Below are 22,672 nucleotides of genomic sequence, written 5' to 3'. Positions count from 1 at the left end.
TGCGAAATTGTTGTTAGAGGATGAAACTATTAATGCTCGCTCTATAAGTCTTGCTGTATAAGAGATGTAACGGGTAATGCTGATAAACCAGCGCTATATGGAATTAACCCCATAACGATTATGGTATTTTGAAATCAAACTTTGAAAATAAGCTGAAAATTGTGTTGAATCACTGGCAACAGCTCTAGGCATCTCGCCCCATATTTCTTTTAACCTGATTTTGAATAAAGTATTTGCCACTTTGCTTAGTGCGTTTTTTAAAATTATCAGTGGATAAAAAGTAGTTTTTAATGTGTCGAAGCTGGTACTCACTTACATGAGCATTTCCCGCACACATATGTTTTAACCCAACATTAGTTCCCATTCCATAAATAGACAATAAGATTCTTTCTGAAATTTCATTGAGTTTTAAGTAAATTTTTTGGCCATAGGAAATAATATCATCGTTTTTTGAAAGAAAGACACAGCACATTTGAATAGCTTGACCGAGATTTATTGTCGATGTTTCATGAAGTAAACGATGAACCATTAAGATCGCCAAAAGCTCAAGAGTTTATATGCTTGCATTATTGGGTTATGCTTAACTTGTTGTAATTTTTGAAAATTAATTTATATTAGGAATAATTATAGTGGATAGATACTATTCTCTTATGCGGTTATTTACCATGGCCGTCTTGCTCTTTTTTACGAATGCCTATGCAGGCGTATCTTTATGGACATTTCAACCACTTACAACAACAACCATAACTATTCCTGGGAATAGCAAGGCGACGGTTCAATATAGGGTGACTAATCAATCAAAAGTGCGCCATAGTTTGGTGATGAATCCAATAAAAGGGATTACCCAATTAAAAGGTGCTGAAAATTGTAGCAATCTTTTCACCTTGGACTATCATCAATCCTGTATTTTGAGTTTAAGCATTGATGCGGTCGCGCTCAATAAAAATCATGTTGTAGGTGGTCCAGTCGTATGCCAAAACGGCAACCCCAATCAATGTTATCAACCAGCAGCACAAGATATTTTAAATATCCATAAAGGGCCAGGTGTTTATACTATTGGCGGTAATTTAATCGCTATGGGTAACAATGGCACCATTAAACTACAGCTTAATAATAGTGAAACGTTAACACTCACGACAAATGGTACGTTTACATTTCCCACTTCGCTACAAGATGGCTCATCTTATAATGTAACGATATTAAGCCAACCTAACACGCAGCAGACCTGTAGTTTGGTTCGGGGTACGGGGACTGTTTCTGGTAGTAATGTTAACAACATCGATGTATTGTGCACATTAAATCTGCTTCCTTATTATGAAAGCTTTAGTAGTACAAATACCGCAGATCCTTGGGTATTACCTGCAGGTAATGGGAGTAATACTGTAAATTCGGCTTGTTTAACTGCTTCAATAACGAATACTAGTTATATTCCTGCTTGTGCTGCTGGAGGTGATGGCGGTTATCAGTCGGGTGGTGCAGTTCCAGATGTTACTGGACACGGAGCTTTACGCTTAACCAGTGCGATTCGGAGCGAGGAAGGGGGTATTGTATTCGCTCGTTTATTTAATTTAACTCAAGGTTTTTCTATCCAGTTTACTGCTTATTCCTATGCGGGTGCAGACAATGATGGTACCGATAGTAATCCTGGCGGAGACGGGTTTTCCTTTTTCTTTATTAATGGCGAAAGTGCTATTCCTACCGTGCTCGGCCCAACCGGCGCTGGTTTAGGATACGGTCATGGAGCAGGTGGAATTACCGGAGGATATATTGGAATTGGCTTTGATGAGTGGGGTAATTTTGCTAAAACGGCCTCCTCTGATGCACGCCTTCCTAATCATATTGCGGTCCGGGGAGCAACCATCAATAATAATCCACTGCTTGCAGTATCCGATACATTAATGCCGGCATTATCGTGTCCTGCAGCTACCTGTCCTAATAGTAACGGTAGGATGACGATTACCAACGACACTCAAGGTCGTAATGTTTATCGAGTGAATATCTCTGCTCAAGGAGTAACGGAAGTTTATCGTAATAATGCTCCCACTCCTGTGTTTAGCGCAACAGCAAACAATTTACCGCCCGCACCGGCGTTTTATGTCGGATTTGCTGCCAGTACTGGAAGTGCGATCAATATTCATGAGATAAGCGATTTGCTCGCGACGTCTTATGATGCTTTATATCCGATAAGCGGAACATTGGGTACAAGTTCCACTGCAGTATTAACTTTAACCTATACCGTCTCCAACGGTTCTGGTCAAACCAATAGTGAGGTCACTGAACAGTTGGCGTTGACTGGTCCTGGTTCATTTGTCTTTCCCTCATCTTTGGCTAATGGTTTTACATACATTATAACTGCCTCCAGCGGATGTACGTTTGCCGGTGGTGAAAGCTCTATCAGCGGGACAATGGGGGCTGCGCCTGAAGATATAGGAACGATCTCCTGTTCATAATGGATACATGCTAAAACCCCTTTCTGTTGCCGTATAGGTAAGCGGTACCAGAAAGGAGTTTATTTTTTAACCAATGATGCTTTCTCTTTTCTATTCTTTGTTGCGTATTCATTCACGTAAAAATCAAATTATTTTTGCTTTATTCATTGATGATAAAAAACCGGTTTGACAATAGTCCATGAGACCTATCATTCAGGAGTAAGGATATCTTACGTTGCACGAAAACATGGAATACCACCTAGTCAATTATTTTAATGGGCTAAATTAATGGAGAGCAGCGCATTGACTGGAGTAAAGGCTGAAGAATCTGTTGTACCCCAAAGTGAAGTAAGTGAAGTAAATGAACTCAAAAGCGAATTAAGCAATTAGAACAAGTGTTAGGACAAAAAACTTTAGAGAACGAAATGCTATGTGAAGCGGTAAGCCAGGTCCGGAAAAAACTGATCTCGCGGCAACCTTTACTTGGAATAAGCGATTTCGAATAAGAGCTATAGCCCGTGCTCTAGAAGTATCTCATTCAATCTAACAGAAAGGCTTAAGGGATTTTATCCAGTTGGCCCTGGTTTGCCCTGATTTACCTTTTCATTCCTTATAGAATAAGGATTTTGAGTATCGTATCCACCTTTAAAACTCATTAGCAAAATATTAATGGAAAGCTTCCCTCACGAAATGCTTATGAATTTTTTATTCTATTGTAGGAGAAGATAGCTTAAAGTATAAACTAGTGCTCGTTTTTGCAACGTATATGAACCATCCCTTATTGCAAGCTAATTGTTTGGAAATCTATGTTTCCACCCAGCCTTGATTTTTTAAGTTGAATCACGTTGTCTTTATCTATGAAATATTTCTTCCAAATTTAACCCCATTATTGAAAAAAGTTAAATCGCATACTTAATGGTGACCTTATTCTATTTACGACTATTGCATGAAAAACATGCCTGAAGTCATCAGAAAATATTAATATTACTGTTATAAAATGTGCTCATCCCTATTATGATGGAAACATTAAATGCATTCCCAGAATTATGTAGCTGACAGGTTTTTTAGGAAGTCCTTACGTCAAAAATTTGAAAAAAAACAATTAAAAGAGAATAGTCAGATCACCATACGTGATCTTGTTGTTCTACCTGAAAACTATAAATTATCCTATGGTGAATCAAAGAACATTCAAAAGCTTTCATCAGATAAGGAAAATACCAGTTATACACGATTGGTTGATCATATTGAATGCTTAGCTGAAATTGTAAACCAGACCCACCAAAATGCTTATTGTAAATCCACGGATAACGGTAATTTTTATATAAAAAAAGATTATACGAATCATATTACGAGACTTTCTTTAAACGAGTTCTCTTTATATACTTCAAAACCGTTGAGTTTGGCTGAATTTTGCAAATTTATCGAAAAGCTTAAAGAAGTTGCCGGAAATTGTCATGAAAATGTTCATCTTGTGCTAAGCTCTTTTTCTGTAGTAGATAAGGATTTACTAAACGTCGTTGTCTATTTACAGGGTGGGAAAGAATCAAAAATTAACATAATTACTAAAAGCTCTGCCTCTGCTGGAGATGTTAATTATGATGGAGCTTACGGTCTTTTTTCGCAACAAAAATACCGCTCAAATATGCCTAGTAGGTATATAGCGGGAGAAAGTGAATTTTCAAGTGTAATTTCTAATAATAGTGTGTTTCATGTGCAAACTTATGGTGGCGCCCATTATACACAGGCTATTGATATATGCTCCGATCATGATAATAAGCATTCACGAAAATTACTCTTACAAGACCTGAATGTGAACAAAGCACGTCAATTGATTCCAAAACAATCAGATCAAATTCTTACTGCTAATTCAATTTGGTCATGCGATTCATCAAAAATTACTCCAAACATCGTTCATGTAGATCCTTATCCTTATTTACACCTTATGGGGCCATCAATACCTTTAGATGAGGTTGGACCCTTTCTGTTATCTAGTTCGCTTTTAAAAAGCAAAGAATATCCCTCAATGATACTGATAAAACCAACTGACCAAAATAACGATGAAGCCATAGAAAGACCTTTATCACAAGGACAAATTACAATAAGTAATCCGCCCTTTGGAGCAAATTATAGGATAAGCTTTCATAAAGAAAGAGTTTTAAAAGGCTATGTTCCTGATATAGCAAGCAAGGTAGATAAATTCAATCAAATAATTATTGAGAAACAAATAGAAGATTTCATTGCGACAAGATACAATTTACCCTAAATCTGACTAGGTATGTTTAGGCGAAAGAATCTCGGAAGTTGCATCACGCCGGATTTCTTTGGCTTTATGAAATTGGATTTTCCAATATGAAACTAAATTGGTGGGGGGTCTGATGGCGTCAATTAAACGGCTCTGTCGAAAATACAAAAGTTAAGTTAAGATTCTTTTAAAAAGGCGTAGATATGCTCAGTTTCAAAGGGCGTCATTTCCCCAAGGATTTAATATTAATGGCCGTCCGGTGGAAAGTTTCCCTTCCCTTATGTTATCGTGCGATTGAAGAGCGTGGTGTAGATTTAGATCATTCTACGGTTCAAAAATGGGTCGTACATTATGCGCCTCAGCTAGAACTTAAATTTAGAAAAAGAAAGAGAGCTGTAGGTCGCAGCTGGAAAATGGATGAAACGTATATCAAAGTAAATGGCCAATGGGTTTATCTTTATCGTGCTGTAGATACAGAGGGAAGTATCATTGACTTCATGCTTTCAGAGAAACGAGATCCCAGCAGTATTGAGGTTTTTCAAAAAAGCGATTGGTTCTAGTGGTCTGCCAGAGAAAGTAAATATTGATATATCAGATTCAAATACTGCGGCATTGGAGCGGATAAACACATTCCTTTTTATCCATGGGCTATGGCATTTATTGATTGAAATAAGACGGATTAAATACCTCAATAATCTGATTGAGCAAGATCATCGTGTTATTAAAAACATTACAAAATACACGCTTGGATTTAAGTCATTTAAATCAGCTGAGGCTACTATTTTTGGAATTGAATTGCATCGAATGTTGAAAAAGGACAGATGATAGGGTCCGGTAATGCTCCTGCATGGAAGCAATTTTACGAGCTCGCGGCATAGTTTCGTCCGATATTAGAACCCTTTCAAACTTTTATTTTATTTTCGACAGAGCCAAACAGAGTGGCTTTTGAGAATTTATTCGATAGCTCAATACGATTTAACTGTTTTTCAACAGCCTCTTAATTGGGTTTACTTTTTGATTTCCAAAGAAACATTCAAGGAATCGATTACTATTGTTAATCATCAGGTAAGACCCTTAGATAGCCAGTCTCATAATGAGATGGTTGAACAATATGGGAAATTTCGAAAAAATTTACCGCTGGTTTTCAATGAATAACTTTTATGGTATCACGATCTTCCTACAAATAAAATATAGTCTAGCGCAAAAGTTAAATTGACGCTGTCCACTAAATGCTCGCCACACAAACCACACGGCGGAAGAAGGTGGCTGTTTGGGCGCCCGCATTGCCATCATTCAGGTCCACGTTAACCGGCTTGCCACTCGATGTATCAATCGTGGAAGACCAATAGTAAAGACTCTGCCATCCAGAACCCACGTATACACCTGAACCCATACCAGCCCGACTAGAAGGCCCACCCCACTCACCATATAGATTTCCTATGGACTGATCACCATAAAGACCCTCATCATAATTGATGACACTCGTCAATAAAGACGCAGCGGATAGGTCATAGCCCTTGCCGGTACAATAGTTGGTGGCTTCAGTCTGTGTCTGAATAGTATCCCCATTATTCACAAACCATCTTGTAAGGTTGAATTGGTATATAATAGAAGCTCCTCCTGCTACTGAAGTTTCTGGAGTCGCAGTTATTGTTACACTCCCATTGGTTGGTTTTGATCCGGAATTAAACTTAACTACCCCATTAGATACATTTGCCCAGGAGGATGCACTCGAAGTCCAAGTGTACTTTTCTGGAGCCCCACTTGCTAAATTTATAGTAAACTGAGCCCCAGAAAATCCAGTTGTGGGAAATCCTGCGTCTGAAGCAAAAGTAGTGCCATTAGCAGTAACTCCAGTAATAGCATCATTCGTCAAAGTAAAACTCGCGGGAGTCGTCACGCCAGTCGCTTTTGCCACCACCGTATAGCTACCTAATACTGTATTGGCCTTAGCCATGACTGACGCTTGACCATTGGTAGTTGTACTAAGCGGGTTTGGGGTAGTGAACATCGCACCGGCTGTACTACCCTTTGACGTAAACTGAACCAAAACAGCCGGTACCGCATTTCCATGAGAATCAGTGACTTTAGCGACTAATGCTGCGCTAAATGCTGTATCGACTGCCGCACTTTGTTCTGAACCACTCACCATGCTAATCACAGCCGCCGTTCCCGGATTGTTCGTCAACGTATAACTTGTCGAAATACTCGGTTCATCGGTTAATGTCGCCGTCACCGTATAGGTACCGGATTTCGTATTGGCCTGAGCTGTGACGGACGCTTCACCATTGGTAAGTGTATTGGTCGGGTTTGCGGTGATAAACGTCGCACTGGCAGCAGAAGCATCAGACGTCGATGTAAACTTGACCGACGTATTCGGCACCACATTATGATCTGAATCCTTGACCAGAACCGTTATTTGAGAAAAATCGGTCCCAACTGAGGTCTCCAGTGATGAATTACCCAGTATTTCAATGGACGCCGCAGCCCCAGGATTGTTCGTCAACGTATAGCTTGTCGAAATACTCGGTTCATCGGTTAATGCCGCCGTCACCGTATAAGTACCGGATATCGTATTGGCCTTGGCTGTAACTGACGCTTGACCATTGGTAAGGGTACTGGCCGGGTTTGCGGTGGTGAACGTCGCACTGGCCCCAGAAACATCAGACATCGCCGTAAACTTCACCGACGTATTCGGCACCACATTATTATCTGAATCCTTAACCAGAACCGTTAATTGAGAAAAATCCGTACCGACTGAGGTCTCCAGTGATGAGTCACCTAGTATTTCAATGGACGCCACAGCCCCAGGATTGTTCGTCAACGTATAGCTTGTCGAAATACTCGGTTCATCGGTTAATGCCGCCGTCACTGTATAGGTACCTGGTATGGTATTGGCCTTGGCTATGACGGACGCTTGACCGTTCGCAAGTGTACTGGCCGGGTTTGAGGTGGTGAACGTTGCACTGGCCCCAGAAGCATCAGACATCACCGTAAATTTCACCGACCTGTTCGGCACCACATTATCATCTGAATCTTTAACCAGAACCGTTAATTGAGAAAAATCGGTACCAACTGAGGTCTCCATTGATGAATCACCCAGTATTTCAATGGACGCCCCAGCTCCAGGATTGTTTGTCAAATTAAAAACCACTGAACCCCTCACACCCTCTACTGTGGCCAGCACGGTATAGGAGCCTGGTTTCGCATTAGCCGTAGCAGTGATTGACGCGCGACCATCAGAATCTGTGATGACCATAGGTGGGGATAAACTTGCGCTTGCTTCACTACCTGTCGCCGCAAATGTAACCGTAACTCCCGATACAGGATTCCCATATGAATCAGAGACTTTAGCGATTAATTCCTTGCTAAAGACTGAACCGATCGCAGTACTCTGTCCCGAGCCGCTGACAACCGTAATAGTGTTCGCTGAGGGAGCCAAATAAGTATACCCCTTAGGAAACAACGAACTCTGACTATCAGGGTTGCTTACGGCCACGTAAACCGCCTCATTCGCAGTGTGACCGGCAGGAACCACCGCACTAATCCTGCTCGATGAATGCACTTGAACATTGTTTGCGAGCTGACTGTCAAAAAATACCAACACGCCTGGCACAAAATTACTGCCCAAAATCGTCACCGTATTGCCACCGCTTAAAGGTCCATTATTCGGTGTAATACCGACAATCGTAGCCGCTAAAAACCGGGTTACTTGCTCTGAGACTACTAATACCTGATTCAGTTTGACTGCAGGCGTCATGATAGATTGGGTGAGCTCACTCAATCGTTGGCTTCCCCATTGATATCGCTCATCGTAACGGGTGCGGCCATCAGCTAGGAAACTTACTTGTAGCCCAACACTGTTATTGTCTGGTGTCGCATTATGAGACGCCACGTGTTGCCCGAAAAAAGTCAACTCCATGCCACCCCTCATTTTTTGAAAACTCGGCAACCAACTCAAGCGTGCCTGATAAGTGTCGTAAATCTTACGTACCGAGAACTCAGCATTCAACTTAAGGTGATCACCTAATAATTGATTTAAACGGATACCGCCTCCCATGCCATGACGGTTTTCACTGGAAGCTGAAGAAAAGACGGTACGGTAATGTACTTGGTCGTAATATAATGAGGTACTGATTAAGGTCAATGGGCTGAGCAAAAAGTCAATACCAGCATCCAAACCTTTACTCAGCCCACCCGCAAGATGGCGGTAATTGATGCAATGTAAATCAGACAAAAAACCACCACAATTAGTGCCGTTGCTCATAAACACCAATGGCTTTAAATCTTTGCTGCGAGCATCCGCTGAGTAGCCTCCCCAATTCAATCCCTGGAGCACGGAGCCATTAAATACACGTTGTAAACGAATCCCATAGGCATCTTGATGCACTCTGGAGTCAATCGGTCCGGAATCAAACTGGAAGGGCAATCGCTGGCTCAACCGCTCCGCAGTGAATTTTATTTGCGATATCGGTGAAAAACCGTAGCCCAATGTGCCGTTAATACGGTATTGATTTGCTCCATATTCCCCTAAAGCGCCCAATGCCAGGTGTTCACTCAACGGCAGAATGTACTGCGCGTTGACATACGTACCCGTTAAATCGCTGTATTTAACTCCCCACCTTATGGGGCCTAATAAACCTAACTGCTGACTTGTTAAGGATAAATTATTTAAATTTCCTGTTTGCGCGTAATTCAATAAAGGTGTCCAAGAACCAACAGATACAGGGGTATTAGCCGGACCTGTTCTGTCTTGTTGTGTAATCGAAGTCGCTGCGGATTGATGAGCTGTATTGGGGATTATTGCTGCCGCGAATAAATGATTAGAATGGCTATAAATTAATAGAATGGCTATAAACCGACGCCAATAATTTTTGTTTGCCAACGTGGCCTTTGAAAACCAATGTGCTATTAATCCCTTTCCTTGTTCTTTCATTAATTTATCCACCAACATTCTATCTATACAGCCAATACCTACAAGCAAATAAATCACTATATCGTATACCAACATTCGAACTCAAGGAAATCACCCATGATTCCCGATGGTGCATTAAATTTGGTTTTCGTTTTTTAAGGGCGTAATTAAAAAGCGAGTCCCGAGACGATCGGATAAGGACATCTGGATGACCAGCAATAGCTCATTCGTAGCGCGACTTATTGTGTGCTATGGATGAGGGTTATGAACTAAGAAGCGACTATTAGCTTCCTGTTTCGTCTATCTAAAGTGCTCAGGAGCTACACAAAGCCAATTCGTCAGATGTGCAAAGGAGTCGAACATCGCTCGCATAAGTGGCACAAAGTGCCATGCGCTCATGAGGACAATTAGAACCTCTTTGCTGTGACTGTGGGGCGCTACAGCAATTCATCCTCTCATCGCCAAATATAATTCATAAAGCCAAAGAAATTTGGCACGACGCGATTTTTAAGGTTTTTGCGCTTAAAATTCGACAGGCATTCTTTTCTTAAATTATAAAAAGTATGTGACGATGCCCGTCGCTTAGGCAGAAATAAATCCAGTTAATAACCCTCCATATTCACTGCATGTCTAATAAGTCGCGCTACGAATGAGCTATTGCTGGTCATCCAGATGTCCTTATCCGATCGTCTCGGGCCCGCTTCTTAATTCCGTATTTAAAATGAGAGTTAAATTTGATGCATTGCCGCATCGTATAACTTACGTCAATGCATCGATAATAAGCACGTCGGAGACGTCGTGGTAGCTGTTATTAACCGATGGTAATTTCAACTACAATGTTTATTAGTTCCATTTGGTTTCGGCTTACCAAGCCTCATGATATTCTCCAAATAAATACAATCTAGTTTAAAAGTTTAGTGGACGCTGAGGTTTTTAATGATGCCGGATTTACACCCTTAGAAGAATCAATTTCTTGCATCTCTTCTAAAAAGAACGAATACGGATTTCTCGAAAATTTATTAGCTGAGTTTGAACAATCTATTAATCCGTTTAAGATATCGGCTTTTTCCCCTGATGTATTGGCACGAATAGTTTTCAATACAGTTGGACTTTTTATTATTTTCCGCAAGTATTCTTTATGTATGGTACAAACAGCCTTAATTTGTTCAGAGGTCAAATCCTTAAATACATTAATCAAATCAATTTCATCCTTGATGATTCGAGGCATATTTTTTGTTATTAATTCACAGAAAGACATAATTTGATCTGGCTTAAGAAAAGTAATCACCGCGATAAATTTTTGGCTGTTATTAACAATTTTATGTAAATTTTCTTTTAAAAATTCACCAACAACGGTGATTTGCTGTGGGGATAATGGTTGAAACAGTGAGGTAATATCATTATTTTTATTTACTAGATAAGGAATTGTTCTTCCCAAATCTTTACAAATTAACTTCATTGGTTCCAAGGGAAGTGGTGCAAGTATTATAGCTAAGTCATCACTATTCTTAAGTAGTCCGAGTAAGCTAAATTTTATTTTACTATAAGCATTAATAATTTCTCCTTGAGGAACATGTCTTAGCAATAAAGAAAAATCATCACTAGTTTTAATTATTTCAGGCTGGGAGTATTTTAGGCTGTTGCACATATTAAGAATTTGTTCAGGCGTAAAATAATGAAGCACTGCATGCAACCCGTCCGTAGGATTTACAATCTTATATAGGAAATTTTGCATTCGCTCGCATAGGGCATAATGTTGTTCTGGAGACAAATAATTAAGCATTTTAATAAAATCATCATGGTTTCTAATGCAGTAATATAGATTGTTTCCTATTACTTCAAGCAGTGTTTTTAGCGGCTCCGTTGAAATAAAAGAAAGAGATGCCTGCATTGCCTCAAAATCGTTCATATTTTTAATTAGAAAAGGTAATTTTTCTTTTAAACTATGGAAAAAAGCCAGGCGATTATCGCAAGAAAGCTCCTTAAAAATTTCTGTAAATTCATCGCATGTTTTAATTAGATTTAGATTTCTTAATGACTCTTGCATCATCTCTAAGATGTCCGTATGTTGTTCCGGAAAAAGTCCAATTACTGTATTTAATTGCTTACCATTCTTAATAATATAAGGAAAACTGTTTTTAATACTCGATAAAAATGCCCTACACTTTTCGGAGGGTAATTCAAGAATCCTATTAAAATCCTCTTCGGTTTTAATTATCTGAGACGAAATATCTTTTATAACGGTATCTAATAGCGTAATTTCTTCAGGAGAAAGACCCTTAAGAGCTCGGACTGCTCCCTCAGCGGTAAGAAACTTTGATAGGGTATCTTTCAGAATATGCAACACTTCTACCTGTTGTGCTGGGTTTAAATGTTTGAATACTATAATCAGCCCGTGTTCATCTGTAATAAAGCCGGGGAGTTTGTTTTTTAGTCGGCCCAAAAGCGCAGTGCGTTGGTCCAAAGAGATGGGAGCAAATACTTCATTAAGCTCATACTGATCTTTTATTATTTCAGGAAGATTTTCTTTCGTTAAATTAAAGAGTTCGCACTGTTGTTGCAGAGGTAATAAACTGAATAACTTACAAAAATGAGATGTATTTTTTATTGTGTTAGGGAAGTTGCTTTTCAGAAGGTCAAAAAGCACAACGCGGTTATCCAAAGAAAGGGGAGCAAATAATTCATCAAGCTTATATTTATCCTTTATTATTCCAGGAAGATTTTCTTGCGTTAAATTAAAAAGTTCGCCCTGTTGTTGCAGGGGTAATAAATTAAACAAAGTACAAAAATGAGTTCTATTTTTGATTATATTAGGAAAATTATTTTTTATGGGCTCAAAAATAATCGTATTCTCATGGGGGAGTACACTCAATAACCATTGAATATTGTCAATCTCGTATAGAAAACCTGACGTGCTCAAAATATTAGCGAACATTTCATCAAGCGTCACTTTTTTATCGGTAAGTGATAGCTCTGATAAGGCTTCATAAATAAAGCCTAATAAATTTTTTTTATTTAATAGTAAATAGCTAGTTAACTCCTTTAACACTCTGTTTTCATTAAAAGGAGTATCACTTTTCATTAACTCTTTTATTAAGGACTGTGTTTGATCTTCAAATTTATAGAAAAGAAAAGGCTTATTTACATCTGCTAGAATGCGTTGCCTCCTTGCATCACTGTAACCAACGTAATCAAAAAATTCTTCTGATACAGTCGACTCATCAGTGACTCCCTGACGCTTAGCGATACCTGAACCTGAGCCACAAGCTACTTTATGAGTATGTCCTTCAGCAATCAGTTGCTCAATCAGTTGATTAAAAAAGGGCATGACCGGGAATTGAGACTTGTTTTTAGACATTTCAATTGAATCAAAAACGAGTGCATTATCTTTACTTCGCCATACCCATGATTGAGCGACAATCTCGTCATTAAGCGCTGGATAATCTGGGTTTCCACGGCATACCACGTAAAAACCACTGTGTGGCGAACTAATACCATATTCTGCACAGCTAGAGCCAGCTCCTCCAATGTATTGGCAACAATCGGTTATTTTTCCAAGACAAGCCGCTAAGGCGGCTCCCTCTTTATGAAGAACATCAAGCTTTTTAAGGTAAAGATTTTCATGGTTAGGTATCTTAATAAATACATCAGGAATAAGTACATCATCATTTCCAGGGGTTAACTGACTAAATTTTCTGATACTTGCTTTAGAGATGCCGTATTTAACAAGGATCTGATGATCTTTACATTCTCGCTGATATTCCTTATAAAAGGCATCTAAAATAGTAATATTACAATTTTTCAACGGAATACCTTTACAGAGCTCTGCCAATTCATGACTTAATCGTACGCTCTTAATACTTAAATTAGCCAATTCTTCATCACGTTTTGCTTGTTGCGCTGGCGATGGGTTTGTTTGAAGTTTTTTATAAACTTTAGAGGTACTAGTAATTTCCTTGATTTTATCGTTTATCGCTTTCTGATTTGTTTTGATGTTTTTCTGTTGTTTGTTTTCCGTCATACAAAATACTTCAATCTCAGTTGCATGAGGTAATAACTCTCGGAAATTCGGATTGACTAGATGAGCATGGGCTAATTTTTTCCAAACTTCAAAAGCGCAGCCCTCTGCATCAGGTAACTCAAAGAGACAAGCATCATGAATTAAATGTTCAAAGGTGTTCTGTGTTCTAAATTTTATCAAATAGTCGAATATGTCCTGATACTTTTCAAAAATTTTGGCCAATTTATTAGCATGCTCAGATGGCACACCATTTTTTTCATTTTGATAAGCCATTTCACATAGAGGTAGAATTTTTTCTGATAGCGTGCTTGGAAGATTAAACCCTAACTTTGTCTCACAGGCAATTTGCTTTTGTAATGTTTCAGGAAAATTTAATTCTTGTAACGTTATCTGTAAAAACTGTGCTCCTCTTTCTCCGTATTCGCTTATTAATGATTTTTCTAATTCTATTAGTTTAGTGAACGCTAAAGCGCAATTGGATTTAAATTTTTCTTGATTAATTTGTTGTAATTCTTCAGATAATGATTCAGAACCGTCAGTACAAGTACCTAATTGTTTTCTAATTTTAATTATTGATTCTAATAAATGAGTAACAGACATGGCGTTTCCCTTTATTGGTGGATATAAGGAGTTTAAACCTTGACACTTAAAGGTTAATTAACATGCTATGAACTTTGGGAATGCCGTATTCCTAAATCGCCTACCAGTGAGCCCCTGCAATACTTGAATAAAAATATCTGTACTGAATTACAACAATAAATTTCCACGGGTGTATTATCGTCGTTTAAAATTAGCCAATCTAAAATAATGGAAAATGCTAATTCCTCCAATTTTGGAGACTTGCGATTTATATGGCAGGATTATGTATTAATGAATTTTGTTCTATTCAATTCTTATTTAAGCGTAATGACGACCAATATTGATGTATTTCAAACCCGACCTAGTTTAAAAGTTTATCTTATTATCCAACCCATTTTATGGCCTTATTTTTTTGTTGCCGGAAAAAGTCCCATCGCCAGGCTTTCCTAATTATTTTTTAAACATTATGGAGATGAGGGGTACACGTATTTTGGTGATAGGACTAGCCACAGTTAGTTCCTGAGAATGTCATTGTTAATTTTACTCAGTACGATACGGTAATAGAGAGCCTACCCAAAGCCACAACGGCATACACTATCAGGGATTCAGGAAAATTAAATCCGCTTTACCATTAGACCATTAAAAAAAGAAGGTCGTGCATTGGCTGAAGAAGGCGAACATCTATCTAAATACACTTTTTCTAATTATCTATCCCTCTCTACTCTATTCGAGGGGGCCATTGGCAACAGCATCGTCAACTAAACTTTGAAACACGTTAATGAACGAATAATAGATTTGCTTAAAGATAAATGTTATCTGCCAGACTCCACTATGCGAAAGTGAACTTGAAGATGTCTCTTCAGAAACTCTCAGGATATGGTTCACCAGGGCAGCCCAAATCAGAGGCTAAAGCTGCCCAATGAATCTTTGCTTAACAGATTCGGCATGATGAGCTGTTCTCCTTTTTTGTCATTCTGTGGGATATTGCCTGGGAACTTAAATGCTCGCGCGACAGATTGAGTTCAGCTGTTCTAGCTTTATCAAGTTGGGTCACGGCAGTCAAATTGCCCTTGGCACAGATGCCCAGCAATCCAGCTTCGCACGTTTCGCTCCATTTTTCGTTGCGTACTAATCCGAAATCGAACCCCAACCCTGCATTAGAAGAGGTCAATGGAAACCAACAATCGTACTGATCAGTTGTATCATTGTAAATAGTTAAATCTCTCGGCAATGCAGACTCATTTAAAAATGAAGGGCAAGGGAAAAAAGATCGGTCTGCCCGACAATATTCTTGAGCCACATGTGCGGGAACATTGCGCTGTGCCTTCCCTACCTTCATCCATGCGGCTTTCATTGCAACCCAGTCTTTTTTATCTATTCTGTCCCAACCATTAACATAGTCTTGCAATGCTTTTATAAGCTCTGTCAAATCAAAATGTGCACAGCGATGCGTTGTGCCATTTTGTTGAAAGGTAAGCCCAGAAGCATCTATAGCATCAATTCGTTTTAACATGAGAGCTTTGGTTTCTGAATCCATACAAGCTGCTAACATACCGCACATGTGAGTATCTTTGGCCCAATAAGCATATTCATAAGCGGTGCAGTGGAAGGTTCGTCCGGAATAATCAGTGAATGTACTTGCTGTGCGAAGTAATGTTTGTGTGTCGGCTGATTTAATTGTTAACAAGTCTTTCGCTTCCTTTTGCCGCCCTTTTGCGACATTGTTTAAAAATTGGTAATTCTTTAGCTTTTCTTGTTTTCTTAAATTACTTTCATTAAAAAAAGAAGCAGGATTTGAGGTAAGCTTGATGTTTTCAGTATTGGCACTGACTTGCATTTCGTTGGTCATATTCAATTTATTGCGCTTAACCTGTATAGATTTACCTGTAGATGTGTCTCTATCTTGAGTTGGAGAGGATAGGAGGTTAACCAGAGCAGAATTAGTGCTCTCTTCAGGCTGTTCTTCCGCTTGCCTTAGGAGTGAATTAAAAATCTCTTGAGGAGTTATCGATATGTCCGTGTTAACACTAAATGCTTGGTAATGATTGATGCCATTATAGTAAATAAATATTGGCTCGCCTTCGTACAATGATTGCTCTGTAGGACTGATGCTAGAAGGGTACAGCAACGGTTTATAACCAGGTGATAAGGTTGCAATTGGTCGATTTAATATTCCGGCCAATATCGACAGTTCTATTTCGCCACCCCAAGTGCCTGGAGCAGCCATCAGATGAATGTACTCATCTGCATTTGTTATTCGCACATCCCGGCCAGTACGATCTTTTAATGCGATTCCTGTTCCTGTAAAAAATGGGGTTAAAATGTTACGTTTTGATTCTAATTTCACGCAGGTTAATTGACGAAGTGTTTCATGAGTTGCACCGTGGACTTGACTGGCTACCGAGAGAAATAAACAATTTCCATCCGCTCCGCAATCTACAATTTTTAGTTGTTCAGGAAACCGCCAATTTTGACGCAAAGAGGTTTTCTCCGATGAGGTAATTTCATTAATTGAATGTGCTTGAGTACTTTTAGATAATAATTTTAGAGCCATTACGGTGCGTTGTTTCTGCGAATCGCTTAATAAGTTGGAGTATTCATTATTGGCTAATATTTGTCTAAGTTGCACTAGCTGTTTTTCAGGATTCTCCGCTTTTAGTTTTATTAACTCATCTAAACCCTCTGCCAAAATACACTTTAAACATTCTTGAGCTGCTTTCAGCGCAATTCCATTAAGTTGTTCGGACTCAATAATGTAACCATAATATTCATTGAATTGTTCGGCAAATTTCAATAAACGCTGCTTCGATTGCATCTGTGCTCTTAGTCGTAGCGCGATCACTTCCCAGGCTAAATGCGCCGGAATTTTGTAGGTTGGAGAAATAAAAGATTTGCCCGGTTCAGCCGTTTCTGTATGCCTAATCACCTGATCATATTTCTTTAGAGCAAAATCATTTTGCACCTCCAGTAAGCAATAAGCAATTCGCGCTGCGTTAACTTCTGCTAATTGTGTAGGAGCATAAGCTAATCCGCCAAAAGTATTTTTTAATATCGCTCCGAGGTTTTCCCAGCTGGCTTTAATCCTGGGGTTTGATAAAACCGCAGCGTCTTGCGGGCATATCCCTTGCTTTTGATGATAATCAATATTACCTAACGCTGCCATAAGCGCCTGTCTTGCTGCCTCTTGCACGCTGGTTTCACAACATAAATGATAAAGCCCCAAACCACCGGTAACCAGAGCGGTTATACCTCCCAGCTTGACTCGTGACTCATCTTTCCATTCTAGTCTTTGTGCGGCTTCATCAGCAGCAACAGCCGCACTTACCATACCGGTGAGCACAGCAAACCCTTCCTGCAAGCGATAATACCATGGTGCTTCAATTGAGTTGCCATGAGTGCTTTGATATTGATTCGCGGCAAAAAAACCTAAATTAATCAGGTGGTTAGTTAGATCTAAGGCGCTATGCGGTGACAGCTTATGGGTACGTGTTATTGACCTTAAGAGGGTTGATGATACGTACACGGGCATACCATAATGGAGGGTTGCGCGAGTATAGTCGAGTGTTTTAAATAATAAACTTTGCTCTGCAAGCAATTTTTTCAGCGGGAGATAGTCCAGGGTTGTTGAAAGAACACTCAGCGTGCGGTAGCTTAACCATTTAAAATTATCGGCGAATGGGTTTACTGTTGCCAATGTTTTTTGAATATTCCTGGTAAGTTTCTCTTTATTGACCTCGCCAATTTGAGTCAGAACACCCAGAGCCTGTAACGCTAAGGTTAAAGCCTCAGGGGTTACTCTTTGTATCGTATTTACTGACTCCAGGCAGGCCAGAGCTGTTTTGCGGTATGCTGCACTTTTAATGCCTTGTGCATAGCTCTTTAATGCATGTAGGAATGGTTTAGATAACTCATTAACTATCTGTTCTTGGTGTTTAAAATCAAAATCCTCGAGTATCTCTTTTAACTGGGTCTCATTGACCACACCATTGACGCCAAGTTCCTGCTCCAGTAGGTCTTCCATGTGTTTTATTGCATTGAAGTAATTGCCTATTAGTGCTTCTTCTTGCGCTTCTTTAAATAAGGGCCTTAATCTGATTGTTCGTTTTATCTCTTTGGAAAGGTCTTGATAATTTTTAATAACAGACTTGTGAACCTCACCGGCTTGAACGTTTTTGTATTTTTGTGCATAGTCGACACGATCTTGTTCACAAGATATTTTATTTGCAATAAATGCTAATAAATCTTTTGCCTGTTTTTCCCATTGCGGGGAGTTGGTGAGCAACTCGGATGGCAATTTTTGTAACAAATCAGCCCATGCTCCATTAATCTGTTCTAAATCTGCATTCGTGTGCTCGAATGAGCGTTTTATTTGTTCCGATAGGCGCTTTTTGTGCTTGCCGAGAAAATAAAGTACCGGTATCAATAGACCTGTAAGTACAGAGGCAACTGCCATGGAGCTACCTAAGGCAGCAAAAAAACCTGTGCCAAACGTTGCGGTTGCTTGGACTAAGACACTGTTTGGCGTTGCGGTAAAACCTACTCGACCTTTACCGCCTGCCAAATTGATAATGAACCCAGGTTTTCCGGCCACATTTCCTGATTCTACACGATTCAATACTGGTTTTTTGGGCTTTTCTTGAATGAACGCGGTGACGTGCTTTGTAGGGAAGGTATCCATGGGTTGCTCGTTATGAAGTTGAGCTTCAACACCGTCTTGGCTGTTTTCCTCTGAAGCCTGAGGATTGTATTCATTATGATCGAATAAATCGGCTTCAGCTAAATTAATTGTAGCCTGCTCTGCACCGCCGTCTTGCTGGTTTTCCTCGGCAACCTTATTGTTGTATTCAGTATTCTCCTTATTTTCGGATAAGCCTAGTATGGTTAAATTAACTGTTAGGCTGGGTTCTTGCACTTCGGTAGCCGTTGTTACTCCTGGTTTGTAAACAAACTTATACTTAGAGGACTTGATGTTCTTCAGTGCGTTTTCATCACCGTCCAGAGCGCGCTGAGCGGCATCAATGTATTCCTTTAATTCCTGATACGCATCAACATACAGGAGAACTCCCTCGATTGCTTTTCGTTTTATAGAATGGAATAAGGCAAAGGGTTTGGAAAGAGTTTTTACCTGAGCTGCGCTGTATTCATTAAAGTCTCGTGGCATTTTATCTCCCCTATCAAACTCACCCATAAGTATTTTGGCTGCGCCTGGGGACAAGTCATAACAGTCGATCATTCGTTTTAGAAAGTCGCGGTTATTCCTGAGATCTCGAGGGTCTATATCTTTTATCCCATATGCGATGTCACCCATTATATCAATGAGTATATAAGCAGGTGCGATAGGTCCTAAAGCAGCCATAATACCCTCATCTATGAGCATATTGCTCACCGCTCCAATTTTAGCTGCCTCATCAGAGTATTGAGGGAATTGATGTTTAATATATTCCATACTATTTTTATAATCCCAGATTGCCAATGGCGGATAGGATATTATTTTTAAATATTGAGAGACGTTAGACCAATTGATCCTTCTCAATATAGGTGCTTTTCTTCTTGAGGTTATTGCCGGGCGCCATGGTATTGTGTCTAAGACTTCAATGGGCGGCTTGGCTATTTTTGGAGGCTGAGAGTTCGACGTGCGCACTGAGCTTTCTGCAAATATATTCCCTTTGGATTTATCGGGTAAGGGTATTGGGTGCTGGGAGTTAAGTGTGTGCGTTGAGGTTTTATTCAGTATTTTTTCTTGAGGCTTATAGGATAAGAGTATTGGTAATGGTGAGTCGGGTGCCTGTGCCAGGATTTCAGCTTTAGGTTTATAGGTTATTTGAGGGGAGGTAGGAGGTAGTTGCTGAGGTATTTTGATATTCGGACTATCAATTGAATTTAATAATTGGGAGGTTGAATGAGAAGGCTTAGCCAGACTTTTTGTCTCTGAGACGATTTTTTTCTCGAGCGAGTGTGTTATACGTATGTTTTGCGCATTCTCTTTAGGAGCAAACGTGCTTTTAGGAGAAATTTTGACCTCAGACCAGTTTACGATATCTGGCCCTGCACTTTCGCGGATTAGATAAAAATGATCGCTTCGTGTAGGTAATTGCTCTGAATTAACTGATATATCAATAATATCAGCATGTTGTTGAATAAACGTTAATAGCCCTGGTTCCTTTGTCCAATCCTGTCGGAAAATACCTTTTTCATAATTGCAACGGCTTATTTGCGTTATGATGCTTATTCGAGCCACATAGCAGTTTTTTTTACTTGGTTGAGCATTAAAAAAACCATTTAAAACGGCTCCTTTATTTGAATAATCAAGGGCATACTCATGGGCAACGGCTTGTTTAGGGTCAATATATAATCCGGGTCCGGCGAGCATATTTCCGCTGCTTTTCTCATTTTTTGGACCCTTTATAACGCTGTCAATGTGCCTCTCTTCGGTACCGTGATGCACGGGATAACCACCAAGTTTTGCCTCATCATAAGCAATAATGATGTGTTGCCTCATTTTTTCTTTTCGTGCAGCAAGCATCTCGTCATATTTAGTGCGAAGTGATAAGAACTCTTCAGTATCTTGCCATTGCTCTAAATATTTAGCGCAAGCATTAAAATCAGAAAATACCTCGGCTTTTTCCTCAGGCTTATTAGAAAGAGAGCGGGTTAAGCAGGGTTCAAAATAGTGATCGACACATTCTATGTTTATTTTAATAATTAAATTTTTTTCTTTAAATGTAAATTCATATTTATTTTGCATTGTTATAACCTTATCTATAGGTGGCTTGCACGCGAATTAATTTCAAGAGCAAATATTTTTGGAGTGATGAAAATCCAATTATTCAAATAACATTTAATTTTTGGATTGGGTTTTCTGGGGAGGTATTTGTTTTATTACGCTAAGCCTTTAGACTGTGAATCAAACTTTTTGTATCGGATTATTAGGGTTACCCTAGGAACGATTTTGCTTCTTGAGTACATTTTTTTCCTTTATTAAAATGGAAATATTGATTAATGCAGACAACTCGCCCATTCTATTTCCTAATTATTAAGGATTCATTATAACGAGATGCTTGTTTCTCCTGGGGCATTCCAATTAAGAATGATCTGCGCTGCTGGCTGTCTAAGCCTAATTCTATTTTTGCAACAGAGCCGCGTTTATAATCATCGGCCTGTCAAAAAAGCGGTTCAATATTGGATGTTGCAACAGAACGAAGATTCTTTTTTATCAACTGAGGGTACTAAAGCTTTTTGCCACGGAGCCAGTTTAGGGCTCTGTCGAAAATACAAAAGTTAAGTTAAGATTCTTTTAAAAAGGCGTAGATATACTCAGTTTCAAAAGGCGTCATTTCCCCAAGGATTTAATATTAATGGCCGTCCGGTGGAAAGTTTCCCTTCCCTTGGGTTTTACCGTATATCCAGCCCAAATTGGCAATAAACAAATTATTTCATAACCGTTGTTACTGAACAAAGAGATTCCGACAATATCTCAATAGCGCACAGCCTTATGATAGATAGGAAATTAAAACAAGTACCTCTCATATGATTTAAATTTTAACTTTTGATAGATGACTATCAAAATATCTAGATTTAATTGATATAATCACTCATCAACATACTTATGGCTTGGCACCGTCAAGTTAACTTTTTGGCCTAGACCGTAATTTATTTGCAGTACTTATGTATTGCTAGAAAGAAAACCGAAAAGATATCGTTACCCATTGGGGCTAATCAGCATCGCTGTCTGAAATTATCATCGATTTAAAATGACAGTTACTTGGATGTCTCGGAGCGCTTTCTCTACTGAGGAATTGATGTCTGTTATGAGACGATACGTCAATGGTGCATTAAGTTTGGTTCCCATTTTAAGAACGTCTTGAAGAAACGAGCGTCCAGACCATCGGATAAATGGCACCTGGAGGAGCAGCAACTACGCATTTCTTATGCGACGTATTATTTATGGCGCGCTGTAGATGATAAGGGCTATGAGCAGGATGTATTGCTGCAAAAGCGACGCAATAAAAAGGTGACCATTCGCTCCCTGTCTCGCCTACTGAATACCCATCCAAAACCACGAGTGATTGTGACAGCCAAGCTCAGGAGCTATACCAAGTCCATTCGTCACATGGGCAAAGACGTCGAGCATCGCTCGCATAAGGGGCTCAATAATCGGGTAGAAAATGTCCATCAGCCCAAACGTAGAAAAGAAAAATGCCTCATTCGTTTTAAGTCACCCGAAGGAGCGCAGAACGTCATCGCGCTCATGGGCAACATCAGGAATCTCTTGGCTGTCGCCCTCGGCCGTTACACCAAACCATACCAGCAACGAAGAAGCCAATTCAAAAACTAAAGAAATTTGCCAAAACGCTGCCTTTTAGATTCTTCTAAAATTGGGTAAGTTTTCTTTTCTTCCGTTATAAAAAGTTAAATTGACGGCGCCCATTGGAGCCCTTTTTTGCACCCAAGGACTCTATTTGGTACAATGGTCTTTAATTTTACAT

The 22,672-nt window shown here is 39.5% G+C and carries 10 protein-coding genes and 1 pseudogene; 6 read left to right on the top strand and 5 right to left on the bottom strand.

Features of this window, described 5'->3' with window-relative positions; genetic code table 11:
* Nucleotides 1–93: 93 nt before the first annotated feature.
* Complete coding sequence (locus ACD661_RS16580) at nucleotides 94–240, bottom strand: Tn3 family transposase (protein WP_400188958.1); 147 nt, start codon at nucleotides 238–240, stop codon at nucleotides 94–96.
* Nucleotides 185–529 (bottom strand): Tn3 family transposase, encoded by a 345-nt coding sequence (locus ACD661_RS16575; protein WP_400188959.1) that lies wholly within the window; start codon nucleotides 527–529, stop codon nucleotides 185–187. The genes ACD661_RS16580 and ACD661_RS16575 overlap by 56 nt, the downstream gene beginning before the upstream one ends.
* A gap of 121 nt (nucleotides 530–650) precedes the next feature.
* On the opposite strand from ACD661_RS16575, the gene ACD661_RS16570 reads away from it, so the two are divergent.
* From ACD661_RS16570 to ACD661_RS16555, 4 genes and pseudogenes are all read left to right on the top strand, one after another.
* Nucleotides 651–2,450 carry an L-type lectin family protein gene (locus ACD661_RS16570; RefSeq protein ID WP_400188954.1) on the top strand — a complete coding sequence of 600 codons (1,800 nt, stop codon included), beginning with the start codon at nucleotides 651–653 and terminating at the stop codon, nucleotides 2,448–2,450.
* 165 nt (nucleotides 2,451–2,615) lie between these two features.
* Complete coding sequence (locus tag ACD661_RS16565; protein WP_400188953.1) at nucleotides 2,616–2,705, top strand: transposase; 90 nt, start codon at nucleotides 2,616–2,618, stop codon at nucleotides 2,703–2,705.
* A 754-nt stretch (nucleotides 2,706–3,459) separates the two neighbouring features.
* The gene (locus ACD661_RS16560) at nucleotides 3,460–4,692 is read left to right on the top strand and encodes a hypothetical protein (protein WP_400188952.1); all 1,233 of its coding nucleotides are present in this window, start codon (nucleotides 3,460–3,462) and stop codon (nucleotides 4,690–4,692) included.
* Nucleotides 4,693–4,874: 182 nt separating this feature from the next.
* Nucleotides 4,875–5,549, top strand: a pseudogene (locus ACD661_RS16555) (IS6 family transposase).
* 347 nt (nucleotides 5,550–5,896) lie between these two features.
* Here the strand turns inward: ACD661_RS16555 and ACD661_RS16550 are convergent.
* Both ACD661_RS16550 and ACD661_RS16545 read right to left on the bottom strand, forming a co-directional pair.
* Nucleotides 5,897–9,682, bottom strand: a complete 3,786-nt coding sequence (locus tag ACD661_RS16550; RefSeq protein WP_400188951.1) for an Ig-like domain-containing protein — start codon at nucleotides 9,680–9,682, stop codon at nucleotides 5,897–5,899.
* 805 nt (nucleotides 9,683–10,487) lie between these two features.
* A complete protein-coding gene (locus tag ACD661_RS16545) occupies nucleotides 10,488–14,207 on the bottom strand; it encodes a hypothetical protein (RefSeq protein WP_400188950.1) in 3,720 nt (1,239 codons plus the stop codon).
* A 270-nt stretch (nucleotides 14,208–14,477) separates the two neighbouring features.
* Between ACD661_RS16545 and ACD661_RS16540 the strand changes: the two genes are divergently transcribed.
* Nucleotides 14,478–14,636 carry a hypothetical protein gene (locus ACD661_RS16540; RefSeq protein ID WP_400188949.1) on the top strand — a complete coding sequence of 53 codons (159 nt, stop codon included), beginning with the start codon at nucleotides 14,478–14,480 and terminating at the stop codon, nucleotides 14,634–14,636.
* Nucleotides 14,637–15,117: 481 nt separating this feature from the next.
* On the opposite strand, the gene ACD661_RS16535 is transcribed toward ACD661_RS16540, so the two are convergent.
* A complete protein-coding gene (locus tag ACD661_RS16535; RefSeq protein WP_400188948.1) occupies nucleotides 15,118–20,931 on the bottom strand; it encodes an OTU domain-containing protein in 5,814 nt (1,937 codons plus the stop codon).
* A 1,050-nt stretch (nucleotides 20,932–21,981) separates the two neighbouring features.
* Here ACD661_RS16535 and ACD661_RS16530 point away from each other — a divergent pair.
* Complete coding sequence (locus ACD661_RS16530) at nucleotides 21,982–22,521, top strand: transposase (protein ID WP_400188957.1); 540 nt, start codon at nucleotides 21,982–21,984, stop codon at nucleotides 22,519–22,521.
* Nucleotides 22,522–22,672: the final 151 nt, after the last annotated feature.

The sequence above is a fragment of the Legionella lytica genome (assembly GCF_044626755.1).
Classification (GTDB): domain Bacteria; phylum Pseudomonadota; class Gammaproteobacteria; order Legionellales; family Legionellaceae; genus Legionella; species Legionella lytica_A.
This window is presented reverse-complemented; position numbering and strand designations above follow the sequence as displayed.

Bases quoted from the DNA above. Each gene is read 5' to 3' on its own strand.
- ACD661_RS16575 (WP_400188959.1), bottom strand. From the start codon at position 529: ATGGTTCATCGTTTACTTCATGAAACATCGACAATAAATCTCGGTCAA.
- ACD661_RS16570 (WP_400188954.1), top strand. From the start codon at position 651: ATGCGGTTATTTACCATGGCCGTCTTGCTCTTTTTTACGAATGCCTAT.
- ACD661_RS16560 (WP_400188952.1), top strand. From the start codon at position 3,460: ATGCATTCCCAGAATTATGTAGCTGACAGGTTTTTTAGGAAGTCCTTA.
- ACD661_RS16550 (WP_400188951.1), bottom strand. From the start codon at position 9,682: ATGTTGGTATACGATATAGTGATTTATTTGCTTGTAGGTATTGGCTGT.
- ACD661_RS16545 (WP_400188950.1), bottom strand. From the start codon at position 14,207: ATGTCTGTTACTCATTTATTAGAATCAATAATTAAAATTAGAAAACAA.
- ACD661_RS16540 (WP_400188949.1), top strand. From the start codon at position 14,478: ATGAATTTTGTTCTATTCAATTCTTATTTAAGCGTAATGACGACCAAT.
- ACD661_RS16535 (WP_400188948.1), bottom strand. From the start codon at position 20,931: ATGCAAAATAAATATGAATTTACATTTAAAGAAAAAAATTTAATTATT.